Below are 16,099 nucleotides of genomic sequence, written 5' to 3' on the forward strand. Positions count from 1 at the left end.
CGCGACCGCGTCAACGCTCAGGCAGCCTCGGGCACCGCGGCATTTTCTGCAGTAGCGGCACCATCCGGCGTCTTGGACTGCGTTGAAGAGCCCATCAGATGGGAAGTCAGCTCCGTGAGCTTGTTGTCCAGCTCATCGAGTACGCGCTCCTGGATATCGATTTCAGCGATCCGTTCATCCAGACCAGACGCCGCTTGCTGGATGCGCTCGATAGCTTCAAGCCTGCGGCCGAAATTGCGCCGCCGCTCGCGCAACTGCGCATCAAGCTGCGATGCCGCTGACTTGTTCCAGAGCTCCACTTCGCCAAGGGCGGATTCGTAGACCACCCGCAGGCGCGTGGCGAGGGCACGTACCAGCCTCTCGGAAAATTCCGGCTGGGAAAGTTTCAGAACATTGCCCACACCAAGATATTGCAAATGGCTGCGCTCAATTTGCTCCAGGTCGTGTTCATAGCGGATCAGCTCCGGCTCTTTTGGCGCCTGCAGCGAAAAACTGAACTCGGCATTGAGCTGGCGAAAGGAGGCAGTCAACATGGACTGGATTTCACTGCTCATGATCTGCGACTTCTGCAGTCCCTCGCGAAGGCGGGAAAAAGTCTGGCCATAAGCCTTCTTGACGCCCAGCTTGATGCCCGGCTGCTTCAGGGCATGCGTCAGCTCGGCCAGTTCTGCCTTGAGCGTCGGCGTGCTGAGCAGATTGAATACGTCGCGGAGCAATTTGAGGTGGACAGAACGTACCGCGTGAATTTTCGAGCCGCTGGTGTCGAACTCAGCCTGCTCCTGCTCGATGCGGCTGCGCATGTGCTTGATGACCGAGACGTTCTTTCCTCTCAGGCCACGCAACTCAATCATCTGTTCGGCCAGATCGCGCCGGCGGATGTGCATGGCCCGCCCCGCTTCGGTCCGGAGTTCGCTGATACCGCCCGACACCGCTGTACGCAGGATTTTTTGGCGCTGTCCCATCACGCCCTGCCCCAGCGCCAGCTCGAGGGCAGGCAGGTGGCTGGCCTCCAGCAAGGCTTTGTCTCGCGTGACCTTGGCCACCAGCCCTTTTTGGGCCGATACGGGAATGACCTGGGATTCAGGCAGGCCCAGGATTTCGGCAGATGTTGCACGCTGCTTGTCGATCTGCGCCTGTACTTGTTCGGGCGTGCTTAACGCGTCCCAAAGGGTGTCGATCTTGTTGAGCACCACCAGGCGTGCATCGGTGCCATCACCGTCGGTGATCAAATGCTCGCGCCAGATGGCCAGGTCGGACTTGGTGACACCGGTATCGGCGGCCAGTATGAACACCACGGCATGGGCCTGGGGGATCAGGCTCACCGTCAGTTCGGGTTCTGCGCCAATGGCATTGAGACCCGGCGTATCCAGGATGACCAGGCCCTGTTTGAGAAGCGGGTGCGCAATATTGATCAGCGCGTGGCGCCACTTGGGCACCTCTATCAGGCCGTCAGCACCTACACGCGGGTTGTCCTCCGGGCTGCTGTCATGCCAGAAACCAAGAGAGCGGGCTTCGTCCTGGGTGACATGGCGGACTTCGGCCACTTTTTCGAGCGCCTGCGCCAGTTGCGCCGGGTCATTCACGTCGAGGTCGATCCGTGTCCATTTTTCAGGTACCGCGCGCCACTCCATGAGGGCTTGCTTCTGCAGGCGCGTTTCGATGGGAAGCAGGCGCAGGCAGGGCGGCACATCCGCGTCGTAGCCCAGTTCGGTCGGGCACATGGTGGTGCGGCCAGCGCTTGCCGGCATGATGCGGCGGCCATAACCGGCAAAAAAGATCGCATTGATCAGCTCGGACTTGCCGCGCGAGAATTCGGCCACAAAGGCGACCATGACCTTGTCGGAACGTACCTGTGACTCGAGCCGCTGCAGGCGCTCCTCAACCGCTGCATCCAGCAGGTCATGGTCCTTCATCCACTCTGCAAGCAGTTTCAGGCGCAATGCGAATTCGCGCCGCCACGTGCCGTGCTGGTCAAATTGTTCGTTAAAAGACATCGGTCTACCGTAAAGTGTGTCGGTCAATATAGCATCGCAAACCCGAAAGAACCATTGGCGCGTCTACGGACTCAAGGTTTCTGGCAATTCGCACAGTAAAAAGTGGACCTTTGCCCCTGCCGGAGGGTCTTCACGGGTGCTGCGCACACCCGGCAGGGCAAGCCGGCGCGGTCATAAACCATGGCTTCCAGCTGGAAATAGCCCGATTCACCCTGTGCATTCGAAAAGTCTCTCAGGGTGCTCCCCCCCTTTGTAACAGCTTGGGCCAGTACCTGGCGGATCGCCCCGTGAAGCAAGGCCGCGCGGGGCTTGCTGATCCGGTTTGCCCGGGTGGTCGGCCGGATTCCAGCCAGGAAAAGGGCTTCCGACGCATAAATATTGCCGACACCAACCACGGCCTCCCCGCCCAACAGCACCTGCTTGATCGCCGTTTGCCGCAGTTTCAGCGCCTGGTGAAAGCTTTCCGCGTCAAAAGCGTCAGTCAGCGGCTCGACGCCGAGCCGGCCAAGCAGCTTTTGGGCGGCAGCCGCGCCTTCATCGCTGGCATACACCACAGCCCCGAACCGGCGCGGGTCGTTCAAACGCAAAGTGCCCTGGCTGGTGGCCATTTCAAAGTGGTCGTGCTTGCCCAAGGCGGGGAAACCGTCGCCAAAAGCCACACTGCCGGACATTCCGAGGTGGATCAGCAGCAGCCCGTTGCTCAGGTCCACCAAAAGATACTTGCCGCGACGGCGAACTGCCAGCACCTTCTGGCCGGCAAGCTTGTGCGGCGCGCAGCCCAGCGGCCAGCGCAGGGGCTTGCCCATCTGGACGCGCTCAATGACGGCGCCGGCGATACGGTCCGCAAAGCTCAACCGGGTGACTTCAACTTCTGGCAGCTCAGGCATGGTTTTGTAAATAAGGGCGCTGCTGCATGGCGCAAGAAGGCAGCGGTGGGCCAGCCGAAGATCAGGGCCGCGGCGTAAAGCGGCAGCGCAGCCGGGAAGCTTCAATTATCATGGTTCGATGAAGAAAAAAATTGGCCTTGCCATCAGCGGCCTGTGGCTGGCTGTTCCCCTGGTCCTGGCGCAGACCGAAGAACCGCTCCTGGCTGCGCCCTCAACGCTTGTCGAGGCCAAAGCCGCACAGGAAGCGACTCCATCATCGCAGCTGGATGGGGCCCTTTTTTACCAGCTACTGGTGGGTGAAATGACCCTGCAGGAAGGCGAGCCCGCCGCAGGATTTGCGCTCATGCTGGACGCCGCCCGCAAAACCGGCGATGCGCAGCTCTACCAGCGCGCTACGGACATCGCACTGCAGTCGCGCTCTGGCGATGCCGCACTGCAGGCAGCCCAGGCCTGGAAGGCAGAGCAGCCCGCCTCGCGCGAGGCAAACCGTTATGTCCTGCAGATCCTGGTGGCATTGAACCGGATTGCCGACACGACCGAACCGCTGCAAACCGAAATCCGGCTTGCTCCGGAAATGGAACGCGCTGCGGCATTGACTGCGGTACCCCGGATTTACGCGCGTGTTCCCGACAAAAAGCTGGCCAGCACGGTGGCCGAAGAAGCGTTGGCCACCTACCTGAACAGTCCCGCCACCGCCAGCGCCGCCTGGACCACGGTGGGGCGTATGCGGCTGGCCGCCGGCGACAGCAACGGCGCGCTTGCGGCAGCCAGGCGCGCACAGGCTGCAGGCCCGCTCTCCGAAGGCCCGGCCCTGGTCGGGCTGGAACTGATGGACCCGAAACAGCCTGAAGCAGAAAATCTGGTCCGCAAATACTTTGAAGGCAACGCCAAAGCCCTGCCCGAAGTGCGGATGGCCTATGCGCGCGCGCTGCTGGATGCCCAGCGCTACGCCGAAGCCGCCGCCCAGCTGCAAGTGGTGACCCGCGAAAAACCCGAGCTTCCCGAAGGCTGGCTGGTACTGGGCTCCCTGCAATTGCAGGACAACCAGCTGGCACAGGCACAAACCTCGCTGGAGCGCTACGTCACCCTGGCCCAGCAGCAGACAGCCGAAGGCGAGCGCAACCGCGGCCTGGCCCAGGCCTACCTCTCGCTGTCCCAACTGGCCGAAAAACGCAAGGACTATGCGGCGGCAGAAAGCTGGCTGGCCAGGATTGAAAATTCCGCTGACCTGACCCAGGCCCAAACCCGGCGCGCCTCTATCCTGGCCAGCCAGGGCAAACTGGAAGAAGGACGCCAGCTGATCCGCAAGCTCCCCGAACGCAACGCTGCAGACGCAAGGCTGAAATTGAACGCGGAAGTAGGCCTGCTCCGCGAATTCAAGCAGTACCAGCTGGCCCATGATGTGCTGGCGCAAGCCCTGGCCAGGAACCCCGACGAAACCGAACTGCTGTACGACCAGGCCATGATGGCTGAAAAGCTGGGTTCGATGGATGAAATGGAACGTCTGCTGCGGCGTGTCATCCAGCTCAAGCCCGACTACCACCACGCCTACAACGCCCTGGGCTATTCATTTGCGGATCGCAGCGTGCGCCTGCCGGAAGCGCGTGATCTGATTCGCAAAGCGCTTGAATATGCGCCCTCCGATCCATTCATCAAGGACAGCCTGGGCTGGGTCGAATTCCGCATGGGTAACACTTCGGAAGCCATCAAGATCTTTGAAGCCGCTTACAAAGCCAAACCCGACGCCGAAATCGCGGCCCACTTCGGCGAAGTACTCTGGACCACAGGCCAGCGTGACCGCGCCGTGGCCATCTGGAAAGAAGGCCGGCTGCTGAGTCCCGAAAACGAGACCCTGCTCGAGACGCTCAAGCGCCTGCGCGTGAAGCTGTGACGGGAATTCGCGTCCTGCCGCCTGTACTGCGTATCCACCTGACCCGTCTGGGTCTGGTGTGCGCCTGCGCTATTGCTCCTTTTTTGATAGCTGGTTGCGCTCAACCACAAAGGCTTGCGGGCACAAATGACTCAAAAAATGAGCTTCGGACAGGCCGTATCAGTCTGCAGGTCCAAAGCGAACCTGTGCAGTCTTTTTCGGCGAGCTTCGAGCTCAAGGGCCAACCCGAGCGCGGCGAACTCTCGCTGATCAGTCCTTTGGGCAGCGTGCTGGGTGTGCTCCGCTGGTCGCCCGGTGAAGCCGTACTCGACTCAGGCAATGGCAAGATCCAGCGGTTTTCTTCGGTGGATGAGCTGATGGCCCAGGCGACAGGTGCGGCCGTCCCGGTGACCGCGCTCTTTGCCTGGCTGCAGGGCGACAATGCCAGCGTCAGCGGCTGGTCTGCAGACCTTTCCCGTTACGCCGAAGGCCGCATCACGGCCAGGCGGGTGCAGCCAGCGCCCCCAGCCGACCTGCGTGTTGTCCTTGACCAATAATTCCGGGGTGAATGCCCCGGCTTCGCCGCAAGGCCTCCCGTACTTTCACGCTCCCGGTTCCTGTTATTGCTTTGGCGACACCAGTTCATGACGACTCATACCGCCCCCGTCCCACACGCCGCGCAGCCGCTCAAAGCCCTGTATGACGTGCCGGCGCCCGCCAAATTGAACCTTTTCCTGCACATCACCGGACGCAGGCCCGACGGCTACCACCTGTTGCAATCCGCATTCATGCTGATCGACTGGTGCGACACCCTGCACTTTGAACTGCGCGCCGATGGCCAGATCACCCGGGAAGACCTTCGCCAACTCAACGAGGGCAACCCCGGCGAGTCCCAGGCCTTGCCCGCCGAGGACTTGTGTGTACAGGCAGCCAGGGCGCTGCAAGCGGCTTGCGGCACGTCTTTGGGCGTTCACATCGGCCTGCAAAAAAGCGTCCCTTCAGAAGCCGGCATGGGTGGGGGTTCATCCGACGCAGCCAGCTGCCTGCTGGCGCTGCAGCGGCTTTGGGGTGTGCGCCTGCCGACCCCAACACTGCAAGCCATCGCCCTGTCGCTGGGCGCCGATGTCCCCTTTTTCCTGTCCGGTGGCCACGCCTGGGTGGAAGGCATTGGTGAAAAAATCACGCCGCTGGCCTTGCCGCCAGCCCGTTTTGTGGTGGCTAAGCCCCCTGCCGGTGTCTCCACACCAGGAATTTTCGGTGCGCCGGGGCTCAAACGCGACACAGAAACTGCTACAATCCAAGGCTTTGCTGCAAATGCTGAAGGCCCTTTGAGATCGGTTGATTTCGGATTCGGCCGCAACGACTTGCAGCCGGTAGCGCAGGAGATGTGCCCGCAGATTGGCCAGTCGATCAACTGGCTGAAAACGAAACATCTTCAAGGGCGCATGACCGGCTCCGGAAGTGCTGTATTTGCGCAACTGCCGCATGGCACGGATTTGACGGATCTTTCAGGTTTGCCTGATGACTGGATAGTCCGGACATGCAGCAATTTGGAGGCGCATCCTCTGGCTGGTTGGTAAAATAACCGCTCTTTGAAATGCGCTTTCAAGCGACCTAAATGGAAAAGTTTATAGGTCTGTTGTTGGCAACAACAACTGTCCTGTGTAGGGGTGTCGCCAAGCTGGTTAAGGCACCGGATTTTGATTCCGGCATTCGCAGGTTCGAATCCTTCCACCCCTGCCAAATTACTCGCCGTGGGCCGTAGCCCCGGTGTTGCGGTCCCGCCCGGAGCGGGCCCGTGTGACTCCTGACAGACCCGCGTGATGTGTATCAGCGGGTCTGTGTGTTTTTGGAAACACGCCAGGCAAGCGGCGCTCACTGCCAAGCCCGTTGCAACGTGTTGCCCCGTGCGTATTTTGCTTCGATAAAAATTTCAGCCACGTTCAAGTCCTTGTAGCAGCTGGGCCCCACATGCAAACGCACCATCCCGACTTCATGGTTTTCACCGGCAATGCCAACCCGAGCATGGCCTCCGACATCGCCCAGCACCTGGGCATTTCACTGGGTGCAGCCCATGTCGGCCGTTTTTCGGATGGTGAGGTTACCGTCGAGATCCAGCAGAACGTCCGGGCCCGTGATGTGTTTGTGGTGCAGTCGACCTGCGCGCCGACCAACGACAACCTGATGGAACTGCTGATCATGGTTGATGCGTTGAAACGGGCTTCGGCCGAGCGCATCGCCGCGGTGATTCCGTATTTCGGTTATGCCCGGCAAGACCGCCGCCCACGTTCGGCGCGGGTGCCGATTACAGCCAAGGTGGTCGCCAACATGCTGCAGGCCGTGGGCGTGTCGCGTGTTTTGACGATGGATCTGCATGCCGACCAGATCCAGGGCTTTTTTGATATTCCGGTCGACAACATTTATGCGTCGCCGGTGTTGCTGGGCGACTTGCGCCAGAAGAATTACGCCGACCTGATGGTCGTGTCGCCCGATGTGGGCGGCGTGGTGCGCGCCCGGGCGCTGGCCAAGCAGCTGGGCTGCGACATGGCGATCATCGACAAGCGCCGCCCCAAGGCGAACGTGTCTGAAGTGATGCACGTGATCGGCGACATTGAAGGCCGCAACTGCGTCATCATGGACGACATGATCGACACGGCCGGCACGCTGGTGAAGGCGGCTGAAGTGCTGAAAGAGCGCGGCGCCAAGAAGGTTTACGCATATTGCACGCACCCGATTTTTTCGGGCCCGGCCATTGACCGCATCGCCCAGGGCGACGCACTCGATGAAGTGGTGATCACCAACACCATTCCGCTGAGCGCCCATGCAGCAAGCTGCAAGAAGATTCGCCAGCTCTCCGTGGCGCCGCTGATCGCTGAAACCATTCAGCGCATCGCCAAGGGAGAGTCGGTCATGAGTTTGTTTTCGGACCAGGACAACCTGTTCTGATCTGAGACAAAAAGGTAGCTGCCCTCGCCTCACGATGTTCATCGTCAGGAAAAAGCAGCTTTTTAAACCAGAACGAGACTGGTCGCGGTCCGTTCTTTATTGGAGTTGATTATGAAATTCGTCGCTTTTGAGCGCGCAAAGCAGGGCACGGGTGCGAGCCGCCGTCTCCGCATCACCGGCCGTACGCCCGGTATTGTTTACGGTGGCACCGGTGAACCCACGCTGATCGAAATCGATCACAACGCGTTGTTCCACGCCATCAAAAAAGAAGCGTTCCATGCTTCCATCCTCCAGATGGAACTGGCAGGCAAAGAACACAAGGTTCTGCTGCGCGACTTGCAAATGCACCCGTACAAACAGCAGATCCTGCACATCGACTTCCAGCGCGTGGAAGCCAAGACCAAGATGACCGTGAAAGTGCCTGTGCACTACAGCGGTGAAGAAGAGTCTCCAGCCGTCAAGACGGAGAACTGCCTGGTCAACCACGTGATCACCGAGCTGACCGTGTCCTGCTTCCCTGCAGACATCCCCGAATTCATCGCCGTCGACCTGAAGGGCCTGAAGAAGGGCTCGCCGCTGCACATCAAGGACATCACCCTGCCAAAGGGCGTGAAGTTCGTGGCCAAGGGCCAGGACAACCCGGTTCTGGTGTCGGTGTCTGCCGTTTCCGAAGAAGCCGAGGCCGATGCCGCAGCAGCCGCTGCAGCAGCCGCACCGGTGGATCCGAAAGCCGCTAAAGCTGCGGCCGCCAAGGAAGCCAAAGCCGGCGCCAAGGCCGACGCTGCCAAGCCAGCCGCCAAGAAGTAATTAACCCACTTCACGCTCAGGCCTGAAAAGGCTCGCGGCCCTTGTCCTCCCGCAGGACAAGGGCCGTTTTTCTTGACCAGCCTTATCCCTTCAACCCCAGGGATGCGAAGCACGACAGACACGCCCCTAGAATTGGGCGGATGGAAATCTCCAAATGATCAAATTGTTTGTCGGGTTAGGCAACCCTGGCCCTGAATACGAAGCCACCCGCCACAACGCCGGTTTCTGGTTTATCGACGCCCTCTCGCAGGAGCTGAAAGCCCCGCTGAGCCTGGACAAGAGTTACCACGGCCAGGTGGCCCGCATCACGGTGAACGGCCAGAACGTCTGGCTGCTCAAACCACTCACCTTCATGAACGTGTCCGGCAAGTCGGTGGCGGCGCTGGCGCGGTTCTTCAAGGTCGCCCCCGAGGAAGTGCTGGTGGCGCACGACGAGATGGACATCGTGCCCGGCCAGGTCAAGCTCAAGTTCAGCGGCAGCCACGCCGGCCACAACGGCCTGCGCGACATCCATGCGCAGCTGGGCACGGCCGACTACTGGCGCCTGCGCATCGGCGTGGGCCACCCGGGTGTGAAGGCCGAGGTGGTCAACTGGGTGCTGAAAAAACCTTCGCAAGAGCACCGCGTGGCGATTGAAGACTGCATTGCCCGCTGCATCAAGGCCGTGCCGGAGCTGCTCAAGGGCGAGATGGAAAAAGCCACGGTGATGATCCACACCAGCACGCCACCGCGGCCGAAACCGCCGCGCAAAGTGGATATCGAAGACTGAAATTCAGCCGAGCCGGGCACACCACGCAAAAGGTGGAGTGCTACTATTTTTATAGCTGCTTGCGCTCACCCCTGTTAGTCCAGAGGCCTGTTTGGCTATAAATTTGTGCTGCCGGGAAGGTACCAGGCTCGAAAACCCATGTCCCCGACGGAATCAGGTCACCGGGCCGTGACCACCGGAATAATGGTTTGCAGCCGCTGGTATTTTTCAAACAGGGTTTCCCGCGTTTCAATGTGCTGCGGGTTGATGGGAATGCAGGCCACAGGGCAAACCTGCACGCACTGGGGCTCATCGAAATGGCCCACGCATTCCGTGCATTTGTGCGGATCGATCTCGTAAATTTCCTTGCCCAGGTAAATCGCCTGGTTGGGGCATTCGGGTTCGCAGACGTCGCAGTTGATGCACTCGTCGGTGATCATCAGGGCCATGTCAGCGCCCCTTTGCGGCTTCGTGCGCCGCCGCCAGGGCAGCCGCCACCGCCGGGCTCACCATCTGGCTGATATCGCCGCCCAGCTTGCTGATCTCGCGCACCAGCGTGCTGCTGATGCATTGCAGCGGTGCGTCGGGCAACAGAAACACGGTTTCCACCTCGGGGCGCAGTTTGCGGTTCATGGCCGCCATCTGCGCTTCGTAGTCAAAGTCGGTGATGTTGCGGATTCCGCGCACCACGGCTGAAGCCTTTTGCGCCGTGCAAAAATCCATGATCAGGCCGTCAAACGGCAGCACCGTGACGCCAGCGATGCCCTGGGTTGCCGCCTGTACCTGCGCCACACGCGCTTCCAGTGAAAACAGGGTTTTCTTGTGGTGGGCAGTGGCCACGGCAATGACAAGCCGGTCAAACAGCCCGGCAGCACGGCGCACGACGTCGTCATGGCCCAGGGTGAACGGGTCAAACGTGCCGGAATAAACAGCGGTGCGGGAGGTGGCCATAGGAGGAATTATGCCCGCCCCACCCTTTTTGCCGCCAATTGCCGCCCTGTAACCACGAGGCAGGCAAGGCCTGGCCGGCGATTCAGCCCGCTGGCGTACCCAGAGCGGCCAGCAGGTGGAAATGCACGGCGCCTGCCTTGCCGCTGCGGTGCACCTGTAAACCCAGCGGCAGCAGTTCCTCATCCGTCCAGGGTTTGGGCGCCTCCAGATAAACCACGCCGGTCGGGCCGATGGCCTGCGCTGCGGCTTTGAGCGTGGATTCGTACAGGGTGGACTCAAAAGGCGGGTCGAGCAGCACCAGTTGCAGGCTGCCCGGCGCAACGCGTTTCAAGGCGCTCAGTCCGTCGCCACGCTCGATACGGCACATGTCGGCCTTGAGCCTGGCCTGCACCGTCTTGAGCTGTTGCGCCAGCGCCGGGTCCTGCTCGCACAGCAGCACGTCGGCCGCGCCGCGCGACGCGGCCTCAAAGCCCAGCGCGCCGGTGCCGGCAAACACGTCGATACAGCGCCAGCCCGTCAGGTCCTGGCCCAGCCAGTTGAAAAGGGTTTCACGCACGCGATCGGGCGTGGGACGCAGGCCCGGCTTGCTGGGAACCGGCAATTTTGTGCGTTTGTACAAGCCGCCGATGATGCGGATCTCACCCGGCGGCACGGTTTTTCGGCCCACCACCTTGCCGCTTTTGGCGCGCGGGTTCTTGGGGGTGGCGGGAGCTGGGGTGGGAGCGGGCGTGTACTTCATGGTGCGGCGCCAAGGATAACAGTGACCATTTTTTCGGGCTGCAGCTTGCGTGCAAAAGCCGCCTTGACATCGGCCACCGTGACCTTGTCGACCTGCTGCGTCCAGGTATCCAGGTAGTTCAGGGGCAGGTCGTTCCAGGCAATGCTCGACACGTTGTCAAGGAGCTTGCGGTTGCTGTCAATGCGCAAGGCAAAGCCGCCGACCAGGTTGTCCTTCGCGGCCTTGAGCTCTGTCTCCAGCGGGCCATTGGCGACAAAGTCAGCCACCACTTTGCGCACCAGGTCCACGGCCTGCGCAGCCTGGTCAGGCCGGGTCTGCATGCTGATGGTGAAGGCGCCCGCATGCAAGGCGGGTGAGAAATAACTCGACACGCCATACGTCAGGCCGCGCTTTTCACGCACTTCACTGGCCAGCCGCGAGACAAAACCGCCGCCGCCCAGGATGTAATTGCCCACCGTCAGGGCAAAGTAGTCCGGGTCCGAGCGTTTGTAGCCCGGCTGGCCGATCAGCACCTGCGCCTGCGCTGAAGCAAAGGGGATGCGTTTTTCAACCGCTGCGGCCAGCGGCGCGACCTCGGCGACGGCCGGCAATGGCGGCAGGCCGGCGCAAGCCGTTTGCGGCAGGCGCGACAGCAATTTTGCGGCGATGGCATCAGCCTGCGCGCGCGTCACGGCGCCCACCATGCTGATGCGCGCGCGGCAAGCCGTCACGCCAGTGGCGTGCGCGGCGCGCATGTCGCCCACGCTGATGCGCGCCAGGCTTTCTTCCGTGACTTCATAACCATAGGGATGCGTGCCGTATACCGCCGGTGTGTAGGCGCGGCCGGCAACACTGGCCGGGCGGGTATAGGACTCGCGGATCGAGGCCTGCAGGCGTGCGCGCTCGCGTTGCCACACAGCTTCGGGAAAAGCCGGCTCGGCGATCTCACGTGCGGCCAGCGCTGCGGCTTTGTCCAGCAGCGCCGGGTCGGTCAGGGTGCGCAGTGAAAAGCTCAGGCGGTCGGACGTGGTGCCGGCACCGAACTGCGCGCCCAGATCCGCCCAGGCTTCGCTGAGTGCGTTTTCGTCGAGCGCCGGCTCGGGAACACACAGCCCTCCACAAATTCCGTCTGGCCCCAAGCCATTGCTGGCACGCACACCTTTTTCCAGCAGGCCGGCCATCATGCTGGCCAGGCCGGCCTTGTCGGCAGGGTCGCGCCGGTTGCCGGCGTCCAGGTCGATCTGCACGTCCAGCATGGCAATCGCCGGGCTTTCGACCAGGTAAACCTTGGCGCCATTGGGCTGCGTCCAGTGCTGGATCGGCAGGGCAGCCAGCGCCAGCGAGTGAAAAAACAAACTAAAAAGGCCTGCGACCCCTACACACCTTGCGCGAGCCGCTATTGTTTTTATAGCAATCATGATGTTGTCAACAATTCTGGATGAGTAGGGCAGCTCAACGCTGCAGGTCGCCGGCAGGCGCAGTGCCCTGGCGCGGCTTGCGGTTCGGGTCCAGCGGCTGCGGCAACAGCGTTGCCATCGTCATCTGGTCGTCACCAAAATATTTCGCGGCCACGGCCTGCACCTCGGCGCCCGTGATGCTGCGCAGCGCGGCAATGATGCGTTCGCTGGCATCCAGCGGCAGGCCTTGCACCCAGTGGGAGCCGAGCTCGCGCGCCTGGTTGAAGACCGAGTCGAGCTTGTAGGTCTCGCTGGCCACCCACTGCGTCTTGACGCGGTTCAGTTCGGCCTCGCTCACGCCTTCGCGCGCCACCTTGGCCACCTGCTCGCGCAGCGCGTCGGCCACCTGCTGGGCGGTTTTACCGGCAGCGGGCACGCCGTCAAGCGAAAAGAGCTGCGGCCCCCGGCCCATCAGGCCATTGGACGCACCGGCGCTGTCGGCCACACGGGACTGCTGCACCAGCGCGCGGTCAAGCCGGGCGCCGCTGTAACCGTCCAGCACGGCGGCCAGCACCGTCAGCGCCAGCGCGTCGCGGCTGGCGCCGGCGGCCGGCGCGGCCAGGTCTGCCGGCTCCAGCTTGGGCACCTTGAAAACCATGCTGACATAGGCCTGGCTGGCCGGTGCCTTGAAGTCCATGCGGCGCACACCGGCCTGCACGGGCTCGGTACGCGGCTTGCGCACCGGCACGGCACGCGCCGGAATCCCGCCGTAGTATTTTTCGGTCAGCTTTTTGACCTGCGCGACATCCACATCACCGGCAATGACCACGGCGGCATTGGCAGGCACATACCAGCGGCGGTAAAAGTCGCGCGCATCGTCGGGCGTCATGGCCTCAATGTCGCTCATCCAGCCGACCACCGGGCGCCGGTAAGGCGAGGCGGTAAACGTAATCGCGGTCATCTGCTCATACAGCATGGCGCGCGGTGAATCTTCGGTGCGCAGGCGCCGCTCTTCCTTGACAACCTCGATCTCACGCTTGAACTCGTCGTCGGCCCACTGGTTGCCGGTGAAACGGTCAGCCTCCAGGCGCATGACGTCCTCCAGCTTGCCTGCCGGAATCTGCTGGTGGTAGGCCGTGTTGTCGCGGCTGGTGAAAGCGTTGTCGCGTCCACCCAGGGCGGCTACGCGCTTTGAAAACTCACCCGGTTTGACCTTCGCCGTTCCCTTGAACATCATGTGTTCCAGCGCATGGGCCACGCCCGACGTGCCGTCGACCTCGTCCATGGAGCCCACGCGCACCCACAGCATGTGGGCCACGGTGGGGGCGCGATGGTCGGGCTTGACGATGACCGTGAGGCCATTGGCCAGCGTGAACTGCTCGACCGGTGCCGGCACGGGCGTCTGTGCAAGGGCGGCCGTACCCAGGTACAGTGCCAGCACCAGCGCGGGAAGGTGCCGCACGGCCGACGGGCGAAGTATGGAAGATAGGGGTACTGGGGGTGTCAAAAAGGCTGGCCTGGGGTGTTTCATAGAATAGCTGGGTGGCGCCGCACGGCACTGCAGAGTGCAATTGCCCACTAGGACTCCACAAGCATACCCAATGTTCAGTTTTTTCAAGAAAAAATCCCCTCCCCCTGCCCCACCGGCGTCTTCCGCGCCCGATACGCCCTCCCCGGCCGGCGGATCCACCCCGGACCCGGCAGTACCTGTGCCCGCTGCACCCGCGCCAGCTCCTGCGGGTGGCAGCTTGATTGGCAGCGCGCTTGTAACCCCCATTGCCATTCCGGTTCCCGGCGCTGTGGCCCCCGAGCGGGAACGCTGGCTCGGCAAGCTGCAGGCCGGGCTGCGCAAGACCGGCTCCAGCATCTCGACCGTGTTCACCGGCAGCCGCATCGACGATGCACTCTACGAAGACCTGGAGACCGCGTTATTGATGGCCGACGCCGGCAGCAAGGCCACCGAACACCTGCTGGCCGATGTCAAACGCCGCGTCAAGGAAGGCGGCATGACGCACCCTGTCGCCGTCAAGAATGCCTTGGTGGACTCCATCGCACAACTGCTCAAGCCGCTGGAGCAGCCCCTCGTGATCGGCCAGTACCAGCCCACCGTGATCATGGTGACCGGGGTCAACGGTGCCGGAAAGACCACATCCATCGGCAAGCTCACACGGCACCTGGCCACCGAAGGCGCCTCGGTGCTGCTGGCAGCAGCTGACACCTTTCGCGCCGCGGCGCGCGAGCAGCTCAGCGTCTGGGCCGACCGCAACACCGTCGAGATCGTCAGCCAGGAAGGCGGCGACCCGGCCGCCGTGAGCTTTGACGCCGTGAGCGCAGGCAAGGCGCGCGGCAAAGATGTGGTGCTGGTCGACACGGCCGGCCGCCTGCCGACGCAGTTGCACCTGATGGAAGAGCTGCGCAAGATCAAACGTGTAGTGCAGAAAGCAGACGCCACAGCACCCCACGAGGTACTTCTGGTTATTGACGGCAACACCGGGCAAAACGCATTGGCCCAGGTCAAGGCCTTTGATGACACGCTGCAGCTGACCGGCCTCATCGTGACCAAGCTGGACGGCACAGCCAAGGGCGGCGTTTTGGCGGCCATTGCGCTGTGGGCCCGTGAACGTGCCATTGCCTCACCCACACTGCGTCCGGTGTCGGTGTACTTCATCGGTGTGGGTGAGCAGCTGGAAGACCTGGAAACCTTCAACGCGCGTGAATTCGCGCAGGCTCTTCTGGGCTGAACCGGCAGATTCGCCGCTTGCCGCTCAAGGCACCCCAAGCTTTAGCAGCAGTACCGAGATCACCACGAAGGCCACGATAAAGAATGTCTCGGCCAGCAACAGCGCCACAGGCTTCCAGCCCAGCTTGAGCAAGTCTTCAAAACTGGTCTTCACACCCGCAGCGGCAATGGCCGTTACCAGCATCCAGCGCGATGCATCGCTGGCCAGTTGAACCACCGGCGCCGCGATCAGGCCGGCGCTGGCCAGCATGACCAGCACGACAAAAGCGATCAGGAAGCCCGGTACCAGCGGCACTTCTGTTTCCGGCACCTTGACGGCCGGATGGTTGCGGTACAGCACCGCAATGAACAGTACGATGGGCATCAGCATCATGACGCGAAACAGCTTGACCACGGTGGCCGTGTCACCCGCCTGCGGGCCGAGCATCATGCCGGCCGCTACCACCTGCGCCACGTCGTGAATCGAGCCGCCCAGCACAATACCGGCCTGCCCCGGCAAGAGCCCGATGGCCTGCAGGCTGAATGGGTAGACCACCATCGCCAGCGTCGACAGCACCGTGACGCCCACCACGGCCAGCAGTGTGAAGCGTTCGTTTTCTTTCGTCTGGGGCAGCACGGAAGACACGGCTAGCGCCGCCGATGCACCGCAGATGGCCACCGCGCTGCCCGACAGCAGGCCTTCATCACGCGAACACTTCAGCCAGCGCGCCAGCAGCACGCCCAGCAAAATCGTCAGTACCACCGCCAGCACGATAACCACGGCGGTTCCGGCGCCCAGTTGGGCCACTTGCGCAAACGTAATGCGGGCACCAAGCAGCGCGACCCCCACGCGCAGCACCACGCGGCCGCAAAAACCAATGCCCTTGGCCGCCTTGGGGTGGCTATTGAGAAAGTGGAACGCCAGGCCGATCAGCAAGGCATAGAGCAGTTGGGGACCGCCATAGTGCTCGGAGATGAAAGTCGCGGCCAGTGCAATCACCATGCACACCAGCACACCTGGAAAGTGGGACGCCAGCGCCATGCGCCATTTAAAAATCATGG

Annotated in this window: 15 protein-coding genes and 1 tRNA gene; 8 read left to right on the top strand and 8 right to left on the bottom strand. The window is 62.2% G+C overall.

What is annotated here, in order from left to right; genetic code table 11:
• Positions 1–17: 17 nt before the first annotated feature.
• Positions 18–1,994 carry a dynamin family protein gene (locus tag ACXJKE_RS19185; protein WP_457282191.1) on the bottom strand — a complete coding sequence of 659 codons (1,977 nt, stop codon included), beginning with the start codon at positions 1,992–1,994 and terminating at the stop codon, positions 18–20.
• A 71-nt stretch (positions 1,995–2,065) separates the two neighbouring features.
• Positions 2,066–2,881, bottom strand: a complete 816-nt coding sequence (gene mutM / locus ACXJKE_RS19190) for a bifunctional DNA-formamidopyrimidine glycosylase/DNA-(apurinic or apyrimidinic site) lyase (protein ID WP_457282192.1) — start codon at positions 2,879–2,881, stop codon at positions 2,066–2,068.
• Between the two features lie 118 nt (positions 2,882–2,999).
• Between mutM and ACXJKE_RS19195 the strand changes: the two genes are divergently transcribed.
• The 7 genes from ACXJKE_RS19195 (at position 3,000) to pth (ending at position 9,273) form a co-directional block, all read left to right on the top strand.
• Positions 3,000–4,772: a tetratricopeptide repeat protein gene (locus ACXJKE_RS19195; RefSeq protein ID WP_457282193.1), complete on the top strand. Its 1,773-nt coding sequence runs from the start codon at positions 3,000–3,002 to the stop codon at positions 4,770–4,772.
• Between the two features lie 56 nt (positions 4,773–4,828).
• A complete protein-coding gene (locus tag ACXJKE_RS19200) occupies positions 4,829–5,308 on the top strand; it encodes an outer membrane lipoprotein LolB (protein WP_457282275.1) in 480 nt (159 codons plus the stop codon).
• Between the two features lie 87 nt (positions 5,309–5,395).
• Entirely contained in the window at positions 5,396–6,331 is a 936-nt protein-coding gene (ispE, locus tag ACXJKE_RS19205) for a 4-(cytidine 5'-diphospho)-2-C-methyl-D-erythritol kinase (RefSeq protein WP_457282194.1), read from the top strand.
• Between the two features lie 86 nt (positions 6,332–6,417).
• A tRNA-Gln gene (locus ACXJKE_RS19210) sits at positions 6,418–6,494 on the top strand.
• 228 nt (positions 6,495–6,722) lie between these two features.
• Positions 6,723–7,697: a ribose-phosphate pyrophosphokinase gene (locus ACXJKE_RS19215; protein WP_457282195.1), complete on the top strand. Its 975-nt coding sequence runs from the start codon at positions 6,723–6,725 to the stop codon at positions 7,695–7,697.
• Positions 7,698–7,808: 111 nt separating this feature from the next.
• A complete protein-coding gene (locus tag ACXJKE_RS19220) occupies positions 7,809–8,504 on the top strand; it encodes a 50S ribosomal protein L25/general stress protein Ctc (protein ID WP_431098044.1) in 696 nt (231 codons plus the stop codon).
• Positions 8,505–8,658: 154 nt separating this feature from the next.
• Complete coding sequence (pth, locus tag ACXJKE_RS19225; RefSeq protein ID WP_457282196.1) at positions 8,659–9,273, top strand: aminoacyl-tRNA hydrolase; 615 nt, start codon at positions 8,659–8,661, stop codon at positions 9,271–9,273.
• A 158-nt stretch (positions 9,274–9,431) separates the two neighbouring features.
• On the opposite strand, the gene ACXJKE_RS19230 is transcribed toward pth, so the two are convergent.
• The 5 genes from ACXJKE_RS19230 to ACXJKE_RS19250 form a co-directional block, all read right to left on the bottom strand.
• On the bottom strand, positions 9,432–9,701 hold the full coding sequence (locus tag ACXJKE_RS19230) for a YfhL family 4Fe-4S dicluster ferredoxin (RefSeq protein WP_457282197.1): 270 nt from the start codon (positions 9,699–9,701) through the stop codon (positions 9,432–9,434).
• 1 nt (position 9,702) lies between these two features.
• The gene (gene coaD, locus ACXJKE_RS19235) at positions 9,703–10,203 is read right to left on the bottom strand and encodes a pantetheine-phosphate adenylyltransferase (RefSeq protein WP_457282198.1); all 501 of its coding nucleotides are present in this window, start codon (positions 10,201–10,203) and stop codon (positions 9,703–9,705) included.
• An 82-nt stretch (positions 10,204–10,285) separates the two neighbouring features.
• Complete coding sequence (gene rsmD, locus ACXJKE_RS19240) at positions 10,286–10,942, bottom strand: 16S rRNA (guanine(966)-N(2))-methyltransferase RsmD (protein ID WP_457282199.1); 657 nt, start codon at positions 10,940–10,942, stop codon at positions 10,286–10,288.
• Positions 10,939–12,339, bottom strand: a complete 1,401-nt coding sequence (locus ACXJKE_RS19245; protein ID WP_457282200.1) for a M16 family metallopeptidase — start codon at positions 12,337–12,339, stop codon at positions 10,939–10,941. The genes rsmD and ACXJKE_RS19245 overlap by 4 nt, the downstream gene beginning before the upstream one ends.
• A gap of 34 nt (positions 12,340–12,373) precedes the next feature.
• The gene (locus ACXJKE_RS19250; protein WP_457282201.1) at positions 12,374–13,849 is read right to left on the bottom strand and encodes a M16 family metallopeptidase; all 1,476 of its coding nucleotides are present in this window, start codon (positions 13,847–13,849) and stop codon (positions 12,374–12,376) included.
• Between the two features lie 70 nt (positions 13,850–13,919).
• Between ACXJKE_RS19250 and ftsY the strand changes: the two genes are divergently transcribed.
• Complete coding sequence (ftsY, locus tag ACXJKE_RS19255) at positions 13,920–15,059, top strand: signal recognition particle-docking protein FtsY (protein WP_457282202.1); 1,140 nt, start codon at positions 13,920–13,922, stop codon at positions 15,057–15,059.
• 24 nt (positions 15,060–15,083) lie between these two features.
• Here ftsY and ACXJKE_RS19260 read toward each other — a convergent pair whose 3' ends face one another.
• Positions 15,084–16,097, bottom strand: coding sequence for a YeiH family protein (locus tag ACXJKE_RS19260; protein ID WP_457282203.1), 1,014 nt, complete (start codon positions 16,095–16,097; stop codon positions 15,084–15,086).
• Between the last annotated feature and the right edge of the window lie 2 nt (positions 16,098–16,099).

This window comes from Polaromonas sp. P5_D5, from assembly GCF_054049435.1.

Excerpts from the sequence above, each read along its gene's own strand:
- rsmD (WP_457282199.1), bottom strand. The coding sequence starts at position 10,942 with ATGAAGTACACGCCCGCTCCCACCCCAGCTCCCGCCACCCCCAAGAAC.
- ACXJKE_RS19245 (WP_457282200.1), bottom strand. The coding sequence starts at position 12,339 with ATGATTGCTATAAAAACAATAGCGGCTCGCGCAAGGTGTGTAGGGGTC.
- coaD (WP_457282198.1), bottom strand. The coding sequence starts at position 10,203 with ATGGCCACCTCCCGCACCGCTGTTTATTCCGGCACGTTTGACCCGTTC.
- ispE (WP_457282194.1), top strand. The coding sequence starts at position 5,396 with ATGACGACTCATACCGCCCCCGTCCCACACGCCGCGCAGCCGCTCAAA.
- ACXJKE_RS19185 (WP_457282191.1), bottom strand. The coding sequence starts at position 1,994 with ATGTCTTTTAACGAACAATTTGACCAGCACGGCACGTGGCGGCGCGAA.
- pth (WP_457282196.1), top strand. The coding sequence starts at position 8,659 with ATGATCAAATTGTTTGTCGGGTTAGGCAACCCTGGCCCTGAATACGAA.
- ACXJKE_RS19220 (WP_431098044.1), top strand. The coding sequence starts at position 7,809 with ATGAAATTCGTCGCTTTTGAGCGCGCAAAGCAGGGCACGGGTGCGAGC.
- ACXJKE_RS19250 (WP_457282201.1), bottom strand. The coding sequence starts at position 13,849 with ATGAAACACCCCAGGCCAGCCTTTTTGACACCCCCAGTACCCCTATCT.
- ACXJKE_RS19195 (WP_457282193.1), top strand. The coding sequence starts at position 3,000 with ATGAAGAAAAAAATTGGCCTTGCCATCAGCGGCCTGTGGCTGGCTGTT.
- mutM (WP_457282192.1), bottom strand. The coding sequence starts at position 2,881 with ATGCCTGAGCTGCCAGAAGTTGAAGTCACCCGGTTGAGCTTTGCGGAC.
- ACXJKE_RS19230 (WP_457282197.1), bottom strand. The coding sequence starts at position 9,701 with ATGGCCCTGATGATCACCGACGAGTGCATCAACTGCGACGTCTGCGAA.
- ftsY (WP_457282202.1), top strand. The coding sequence starts at position 13,920 with ATGTTCAGTTTTTTCAAGAAAAAATCCCCTCCCCCTGCCCCACCGGCG.
- ACXJKE_RS19215 (WP_457282195.1), top strand. The coding sequence starts at position 6,723 with ATGCAAACGCACCATCCCGACTTCATGGTTTTCACCGGCAATGCCAAC.
- ACXJKE_RS19260 (WP_457282203.1), bottom strand. The coding sequence starts at position 16,097 with ATGATTTTTAAATGGCGCATGGCGCTGGCGTCCCACTTTCCAGGTGTG.